The sequence below is a fragment of the Shewanella sp. 4_MG-2023 genome (genome assembly GCF_030548015.1).
Lineage (GTDB): Bacteria > Pseudomonadota > Gammaproteobacteria > Enterobacterales > Shewanellaceae > Shewanella.
The window spans coordinates 1-793 of record NZ_JAUORL010000086.1 but is presented as its reverse complement, the minus strand read 5'-3'; the positions used below and the strand labels follow the sequence as shown (position 1 = coordinate 793).

The following is a 793-nucleotide window of genomic DNA, read 5'->3' as shown; positions in this document are numbered from 1 at the left end:
TAACATTCTAGAAAACCCATACATATCAGTCTACTGCGAAATTTTTTAAAGTGTTGTATAGACCTCGTAAACAAAGATGCATTCTTTTTCCGGCAGTATTTTGAGCATTATTTACGTATTCGCGAAAATATTCGATTTACAACAATAACTTAGCGATGGTACCTTTGAAGTTTGAATTGAGCAGCCTGGAACATTATTGTGTTGCTATTGAATAAGCTGTTATGCCCTATTGAACAAAGGAGGTTATTTTGAAAAAAGCGATTGCACTTATATCTTTTCTTTTTATTTGTCTGCCCGTAGTCGCAGAGGAATTTGATCTTACAGAATTTGGAGAATCATATTTTGCCGCTTGGAAAGCAACTCAGGCTCCAGATGCAACACAAAATGATATCGAATACTATTTGTCGTTTCTAAAAGAAGATGTTGGCCATCAACACCTACCCTATGCAAACGACGATTCGCGCATTCCAACTGGCAAACAAGATATGCGCAATGGCATGCAATATTACCTTGGCGCTCATACTCAGTATTCTGCCAAGCTCAACGAAATCGTTCCTGCGTATAATGTAGTGGTCATCAAATATTTCACCCAAAGTAGCGGTATTCACCCTCAAACCAAAGAAGTCGTCAATCAAAGCTACGATACGATGGAAGTATTGGAAATCGAGGATGGCAAAGTGTCTGTGATTAGGAAGTATTCAGAATAATGTCAAGGCATAATCGGGTAGCCGGAGGTATCTAGCCTCCAGCCCCCACACCACCCTGCATGCGGCTCCGCACAGGGCGGTTCCCA

The 793-nt window shown here is 40.9% G+C and carries 1 protein-coding gene; it reads left to right on the top strand.

Features of this window, described 5'->3' with window-relative positions; all coding sequences use genetic code 11:
* Window positions 1-248 precede the first annotated feature (248 nt).
* Window positions 249-707 carry a nuclear transport factor 2 family protein gene (locus Q4546_RS19150; protein ID WP_303446857.1) on the top strand — a complete coding sequence of 153 codons (459 nt, stop codon included), beginning with the start codon at window positions 249-251 and terminating at the stop codon, window positions 705-707.
* Window positions 708-793 lie beyond the last annotated feature (86 nt).